Raw genomic sequence first — 6541 nt, 5'->3', positions numbered from 1 at the left:
CAGCGATGAGAGCATCGTTTTGCCAAGGTTCCTTGCGCCCGCGTTCTTTACCGGCTCGGCCGCCATGTGGGGGTGCCGTCGGGCGCCTGTGGCGGAATACCGATGTCAATTTGATGGGGGGGCTCGATGGCGGCAGATTTCTTGATCGGGCGGGGGCCGGTGAGAAGCCGAGGCTTCCCCCGGGCGGTGTCGCCATCGTCGTAGATGACCCAGGTCTGCTTGCCGGCGGCCTTGGCGCGATAGAGTGCGATATCGGCGCGGCGCAACAACTCCGCTCCGTCTTTGACGAAGGGAGGGGTCAGGGCAATGCCGATGCTGAGTGTGACGCTGATATCGATATGCGCCTCGCCGCAGCGCAGGTGGAAAGGATCGCGCAGCGTGTCGATCAGTTTACGAGCAATGATGTCGGCGGCCTCGGTGTCGGGGACATCGTGGCAGATGAGGGCGAATTCGTCGCCACCCAAGCGGGCCAGGGTATCGTTCAAGCGCTTGGAGGCTTGCAGCCGGGTGGCGATTTCCTTGAGGAGCGCGTCACCTGCCTCATGGCCGTACTGGTCGTTCACGGCTTTAAAGCCGTCCAGATCGAGATAGAGAACGGCCAGTTTTTGGCTGCGCCGATGGCGATCGAGCATGCGGCGGTCGAGGCGTTGATAGAGAAGCAACCGGTTGGGCAGGCCGGTTAACGGATCGAGCATGGCCTTGGCTTCGCTCTCGCGCACGCGCTCGGCGGTGTGTGCGGCGTGACGGAGCACGAACCAGGTCAACAGACCGACGCTGGCGCTTATGATGGCGAGGAAGGGCAGCAGGCGTCTAAGGAGTTCGCTGCCCGGTCGGGCGGAGATCCAGTTGAGCAGGCCCAGCGGCGTCCCGTCGACCGAGCGCAAGACGAGGGCGGTACGATCATTTGGCAACACTGCAGCCAATGGGCCCAGTTGCAGATCCGGAAGAAGATAGGCTGATGCCATCGTGGACAGCCGCTGCTGATTCAAGAGGTCAACAAAGACGAGGAGGGTTCGCTGCTCGCGGGCGTGCTCGACGTCGATGAGGGGGCGGATGCCAACGATGGCCGCGATGGCGGGCATACCGTCCGCCAGTATGACACCGGCGGTGCGCCCGTGAACGGGGCCTTGGCGGTAGGCCGAGAGAAGCGCCTCGAAACCGCCGCCCAGATGGGGAAAGCGGTCAGGTGGCACGGGCTTGCCATCGATCATGGCGTAGATTGTCCGATCGCCAGCGCCGATGATGAAGGTCATGGCGAAGCCGAAATTTTCATAGGCGGGCCGGCCGATATTGCGATCGACCAATGTTCGGTCATAGCCGTTGACGAGGGTGTCGACGGCCTCCTCGGAGCGCGCATAATCGAGGGTGGTCTCCGCGATATAGTCACCGCGCACGCGGATGGCACCGATCGCCAGTCTTTGCTCCTGAGCCACGGCTAGCGTGTTCTGTTCGTGCGCGGTCCAAAAGAGGATGCACAGCATGGCGACGAGAACGAGACCAATCACGCCGGCGAGCGGCATCACTACCGTGCGGCCAAAGTGGCGATTCGTCCTTTTGAAGGTCTGTGGCATTCGTCGGCGCAGGGATCCGGGACACCATGGGAGGCATCCGCGTTCGACGGAGCCGGCGCTATCACAACCTTGAATTTGGTATACCGATAGCTCGAAACGCCGGATTCTTAGCGTAATTCAAGAAAGGCATCGTCTAGTACTCAGGTCGACGTGCCCAAGGCTGCGGGCAAACAACCTATGGTTGTTAACGATCCGGCAATCACGTCACCTAATTATGGGCAGAGGGCGCGCGGAGCTGCAACCGGCGCGTGCGTCACCCGGCCCTCCGGCACGTCACCGCCAGCGCGGCGCCATCATTCTCGGCTTGTGCGTACGAGTTGGCGGAGCGTGTCCTCTTGGCCAAACAAGCAGGAAGTACCCGGCGGGTGCTTGTCGCTGGCGCTCCACATGATTGACGCGTCGACCGGCCTCGCAACGGCGGCCGCTCCTGGCAGGTGGTTGCGGCCGGGATATGCGTGCCGCCAAGCGCACAGGGTGAGGCAGGATCGATCGCAATCGAATTTTCCCTGCCTTGCGTTCTGATGTCGTCGACCGGGCAGGCGGGCAAGTTGCCGGCAACGGCAGGGGCGATCGCCGCTTTGCCACCATGCCCTGGAGCAGCGGGGCCACATCGGCGCTCCGGCTTCGCCCAGCCCGCGCGTGGCCAGGAAGGAGCCTTGTATGCGTGCTAGCGGCCGGCGGGCGTGCGGGGTAGGAAGACTGCGGTGCCAGCGGTCGCCCTCGTCGGCGCCGGCGCTTTGGTATCGATGGCGGTCTGTACGCGCGCGCCATCGTCTCGCGGGCGCTGCGTCAGTCCGCACCCGGCCAGCGCGCGAGGCTCGCGCCCCGCGCCTTTGCCAATGTCAGGCGACTTCCTGCTGGCGGCTCATGCGCTTGCGCATGTTAGGGTCGAGATAGCGCTTACGCAGGCGGATCGATTTGGGCGTCACCTCGACCAGTTCGTCATCGGCGATATAGGCGATCGCCTTCTCGAGGCTCATCGGGATGGGCGGGGTCAGCCGCACGGCTTCGTCGGTGCCCGAGGCGCGCACGTTGGTGAGCTTCTTGCCCTTGACGGGGTTGACCTCGAGATCGTTGCCGCGCGTGTGCTGGCCGATGATCATGCCGGCATAGATCTTCTCGCCGGCGCCGATGAACATCGGGCCGCGATCCTCAAGGTTCCAGAGGGCGTAGGCCACCGATTCGCCCTGCTCGGAGGAGATGAGCACGCCCGTGTGGCGCTGGGCGATGGCGCCCTTGTAGGGCTCCCAGGAATGGAAGACACGGTTGAGCACGCCGGTGCCGCGCGTGTCGGTCAGGAACTCGCCGTAATAGCCGATGAGGGCGCGGGCCGGGGCCAGGAAGACGATCCGTTGCTTGCCGGCGCCAGCCGGGCGCATGTCGGTGAGCTCGGCCTTACGCTGGGAAAGCTTCTCGACGACGATGCCCGAATATTCCTCGTCGACGTCGACGGTCACTTCCTCAATCGGCTCCAGGCGTTTGCCGTTCTCGTCGTTCCTGAAGAGGACGCGTGGGCGCGAGATGGAGAGCTCGAAGCCCTCGCGGCGCATGGTCTCGATGAGGACGGCCAACTGCAATTCGCCGCGTCCCGCCACCTCGTAGGCGTCGGCGTTTTCAGACTGACTGACACGGATCGCGACATTGCCCTCGGCCTCGCGCTGCAGCCGGTCCCAGATCTGACGCGTGGTGACCTTGGTTCCCTCGGTGCCGGCATAGGGGCTGTCATTGACGGCAAAGGTCATGGCGATGGTCGAGGGGTCGATCGGCTGCGCCGGAAGGGGCTCTTCGACGGAGGGGTCGACGATCGAATCGGCGACGGTGGCCGTGGTCAAGCCGGCTATGGCGACGATGTCGCCGGCCTCGGCCTCATCGACCGGCACCCGCTCCAGGCCGCGAAAGCCCAAGATCTTGGTGATGCGCGCCGTCTCGATGACGTTGCCGTCGCGCGAGAGGGCCTTGATGGTGGTGTTCGGCCGCAGCGTGCCCGAGGTGATACGGCCGGTCAGGATGCGGCCCAGGAAATTATTGGCCTCCAGCGTCGTCGCCAGCATCCGGAACGGGCCGTCTTTGTCGCCCGCCGGGGGCTGGACATGCGAGAGGATCAGCTCGAAGAGCGGCGAGAGGTCCTTGGGCTCGTCGCCCATTTCCTTGACCGCCCAGCCATTCTTGGCGCTGGCGAAGGCGTAGGGGAAATCCAGCTGCTCCTCGGTGGCTTCCAGCGCGGCAAAGAGGTCGAAGATTTCGTTCAGGACCTCGTCGGCGCGCTGCTCGGGCTTGTCCACCTTGTTGATGACGACGATGGGCTTCAGGCCCTGCTTGAGTGCCTTGCCCAAGACGAACTTGGTCTGCGGCATCGGCCCTTCGGCGGCGTCGACCAGAAGGACGCAGCTATCCACCATCGATAGGATGCGCTCGACCTCGCCGCCGAAATCGGCATGGCCCGGCGTGTCGACGATGTTGATGCGGACGTCTTGCCAGACAACGCTCGTGCATTTGGCAAGGATGGTGATGCCGCGTTCGCGCTCGATGTCGTTGCTGTCCATCGCGCGTTCTTGAACCTGCTGGTTCTCGCGGAAGGTGCCCGACTGCTGGAGAAGCTTGTCCACCATCGTTGTCTTGCCGTGGTCGACGTGCGCGATGATCGCGATGTTGCGCAGATCCATGAAGAGCGTCCGGAGATAGATGCAGGGAAGGCTGTCCCGATAGGAACGCCAAGTTGCGGCGCTCTATACGTCAAGTCGGGGTCACGCCGCAAAGAAACATTTGCCATGCCGGGGTCCACAATCCGGGACGCTGGAACGTGCATGGGCTGATCGGCCGCAGATCCCACCGGGGGCTGGTGCAGGCGTCGGCACGGGAGTACGGGATGAATCGATCATCTTCCTATCCTTCAAGGTTGAGGCAAGCATAAGGCATGCGCGGCCGTCTCCGCCTGCCGCTGGCTCTGGTGCTGGCAGCGATCCTCGGGATCCTGGTGCTGGCCACGAGCGCCACGGTCTTTCTCGTCGAATGGCAGCTCGACCGGCATCTGACGCTCGAGCTCTCGAATCGGCGCGTCGTCAACGTGATCGAACAGCTCGAGCGGGGCATCCGCAACGATCTCGCACCGACGACCCGTCTCGTCGACGATCTGGCGGCCATCATCTCCGACCGAGACCTGGACCTTAATGACGAGGGGAAGATCAAGGGCTGGCTGCTAACGACGCTGGCTGGCCGGCCTCATCTGAATACCGTCTCCCTGACGCGGCCGGACCTCGTTAATTTTCGCGTCAGTCGCACGGAGGAGGGCCAGATCATCTATGTTCGGACCGACATTTCCGACAACGCGCCGGCAAAACAGCGACTGGCGGCGATGCGCGCGCGCAGCGAAACCTACTGGGGCGAGCTCATTTACGTGCCCGAGCTGCACCAGCCGATCATCAACGCCCGCCGCGCGGTCTTCAAGGATGGCCGACTCCTGGCCTATGTCGCGGTGGCGGTAACAGCGGGCCAACTCTCCGATCTGGTCTCGCAGGTCGCAAGCTCGAGCGACGAAACGCCCTTTGTCCTCTACGGCGACAACCGCGTGCTTGCACACGCCAATCTTAGGGCGATGTTCCCGCATTTAACACCCGCCAACCCGCTGCCGGCGCTGGATGCGGTGGGCGACCCGGTCCTGGCTCATCTGACGGAGGGGCGTCCGGTCTCGAACTACGCGCTTGCCGGACGACAGGGGATCGATGTCGAGGAAGTCCCGATCAGGGGCGGCGCCATCGTCATGACGCGCGTCCTTCAGGGTTTCGGTGATACGCCCTGGACGATCGGCGCCTGGGTCCCTGATGCCGTGGTCGACCGGCAGATGGAACCGCTTAAGCAAGGCGCCGTGATCGGCGGCGCTGCCGTCCTCGTCTCCGTCCTGTTAGCTCTACTCCTGGGTCGGCTAATGGCCTGGCCCATCAAGGCGGCGACCGCGGGGGCCACCGCCATCGCCACGCTCGAGACTCAGGACGTCAAGCCGCTCAAGCCCAGCCCGGTGCGCGAACTCGACGAGCAGGCCCGCGCCTTCAACGCGCTGCTGTCGACGATCCGCGCCTTTGAGACCTACGTGCCCAAATCCCTCGTCCACGCGTTGATCAACATGGGCGGCCAGATTGCCTCCCGCGAGCGTGACCTCACCATCATGTTCACGGACGTGGCCGGCTTCACGCGGATGGCCGAGCGCCTGCCGGCGGCCCGAGTCGCCAGCCTCCTGAACCGCCATTTCGCCATGCTGGACCAGCATATCGAGGACGAGGGCGGTACGATCGACAAGTTCATGGGCGACGGGCTGCTGGCCTTCTGGGGCGCGCCAGAGCGCCTCAAGCACCGCGCCCGGCGCGCCTGCCGAGCGGCGCTCGCGATCGAGGCCACGCTGCAACAGGAGAATGACCGCCGCCGCCAGGAGGGCGTGCCGCCCCTCCGCCTCAGGATCGGTCTGCATTGCGGACCCACGGTGGTCGGCAATATCGGCGCCCCCTCGCGGCTGAACTATACCGTGGTCGGCGATACCGTGAATGTCGCCCAGCGGCTGGAAGCCCTTGGCAAGGACCTGCCCGGCAGGCGCGAAGCGACGATCGTCGTCAGCGAGGCTATCGTCAATGATGCCGGCTCGGGCTTCGTCTTCGAACGGCTGGGCAGCGTCACCGTCCGCGGCCGGGCCAAGCCCGTAACCGCGTTCAGCCTTTTGGGCCGTGCGCCCATCGAGGCGGCGGCTCCGGCAGCCTCGCCCGCCGCGACCGAGACCGTTTCACCCCCCCGGGGCAGCGACTGAGCGCGGCGATCGCACGCGCGCTGGCCGGAGCCCCAAGGAAGCCCCGGCCAGCGGCATCCGCCAGGGGCAAGGCGAGGGGACGCGGCGCTGCCTGACTCCGCTTCCCTCCTTCGCCATTTCTGTCACCATTGCGCGGCAGTGCCGACTGGCCCGCCGCCGGGCAATGCCTGGTGGCGGCGTT

At 65.0% G+C, this 6541-nt stretch carries 3 protein-coding genes; 1 reads left to right on the top strand and 2 read right to left on the bottom strand.

Annotation, left to right across the window (positions count from 1 at the left end; translation table 11 throughout):
- Positions 1-47 precede the first annotated feature (47 nt).
- Both CFB17_RS06455 and typA read right to left on the bottom strand, forming a co-directional pair.
- A complete protein-coding gene (locus tag CFB17_RS06455) occupies positions 48-1520 on the bottom strand; it encodes a diguanylate cyclase domain-containing protein (protein WP_165769457.1) in 1473 nt (490 codons plus the stop codon).
- A gap of 893 nt (positions 1521-2413) precedes the next feature.
- Complete coding sequence (gene typA, locus CFB17_RS06450; RefSeq protein WP_088560564.1) at positions 2414-4234, bottom strand: translational GTPase TypA; 1821 nt, start codon at positions 4232-4234, stop codon at positions 2414-2416.
- Positions 4235-4485: 251 nt separating this feature from the next.
- Between typA and CFB17_RS06445 the strand changes: the two genes are divergently transcribed.
- Complete coding sequence (locus CFB17_RS06445) at positions 4486-6360, top strand: adenylate/guanylate cyclase domain-containing protein (protein WP_088560563.1); 1875 nt, start codon at positions 4486-4488, stop codon at positions 6358-6360.
- Positions 6361-6541: the final 181 nt, after the last annotated feature.

It is taken from the genome of Arboricoccus pini, from assembly GCF_900187945.1.
GTDB lineage: Bacteria > Pseudomonadota > Alphaproteobacteria > Geminicoccales > Geminicoccaceae > Arboricoccus > Arboricoccus pini.
This window is presented reverse-complemented; position numbering and strand designations above follow the sequence as displayed.